The sequence below is a fragment of the Streptomyces sp. NPDC048434 genome, from assembly GCF_043200375.1.
Classification (GTDB): Bacteria; Actinomycetota; Actinomycetes; order Streptomycetales; family Streptomycetaceae; genus Streptomyces.
Map to the genome: position 1 here is coordinate 1 of NZ_JBICXQ010000100.1, position 1,067 is coordinate 1,067.

Below are 1,067 nucleotides of genomic sequence, written 5' to 3' on the forward strand. Positions count from 1 at the left end.
CACTGACGTGACCGGTACCATCGAACTGCCAGAAGGCGTAGAGATGGTAATGCCAGGCGACAACGTGAACATGGTTGTAACCCTGATTCACCCAATCGCGATGGACGACGGTCTGCGTTTCGCAATCCGTGAAGGCGGCCGTACTGTAGGCGCTGGTGTTGTTGCTAAAGTTATCGCTTAATCGCGAATAATTTTTCGACACAAAAAAGGGGCACTTCGGTGCCCTTTTTTTATGCAATTGACCCGTCCTGAATAGCGTTGACACATTTTACTCACGCACAGAGGAAAATGTGATGAACCAGTATATTAAACGCACACAACGCGATTACTCTCTATCCTTTAAACTGGCTGTCGTCGAACAGGTCGAAAAAGGCGAGATGACATACCGCCAGGCGCAAGATCGCTACGGTATCCAAGGCAGCCAGACTGTCATGAACTGGCTGCGCAAATACGGTCAACTTGACTGGCGAACTTCTCCTTCCACCAGAACGTGCGGAGACAACATGCCCAAACTCCCCCTGACGCCCGAACAGCGTATTAAAGAACTTGAGCAGCAACTGGCTGAATCTGAAGTCAAAGCCCAGTTCTTCGAAGCTGTCGTCAAAGTGATGAACACCGACTTTGGCGCCACGCTGACAAAAAAGCAGCTAACCGCCTTATCGCGCAAACACAAGTACCGGGACTCACAGTAACGCGGGCCTGCCGATGGATGGGCATCAGCCGACAAGCGTGGTATCAGTCCCTGCAGCGTGAAGCAGGCAAAGAGGAGCAGGCCCGGCATCTCGTCGAACAGGTGACGGCCATCCGCTTGCACCAACCCCGACTGGGGACACGTAAGCTGCATCACCTGTTGCGGCAACACCCCGAACCGGCGTTGCATGTGGGCCGTGACCAGTTGTTCAGTATCCTGCGCTGCGCGCGGTTACTGGTGATGCCTAAACGGGCGTATCACAAGACGACGCACAGCCATCATCGTTTTTATCGCCATCCCAACCTGCTAAAAGCGGGAGACAATCAAGTAATAGCCAGCCGTCCGGAACAGGTATGGGTGGCGGATATCACCTACC

At 53.4% G+C, this 1,067-nt stretch carries 2 pseudogenes; both read left to right on the forward strand.

Annotation, left to right across the window (positions count from 1 at the left end):
- A pseudogene (tuf, locus tag ACGFWI_RS39050) lies at positions 1-181 on the forward strand (elongation factor Tu); the annotation flags it as partial.
- Between the two features lie 112 nt (positions 182-293).
- Positions 294-1,067: pseudogene (locus ACGFWI_RS39055) on the forward strand (helix-turn-helix domain-containing protein); the annotation flags it as partial.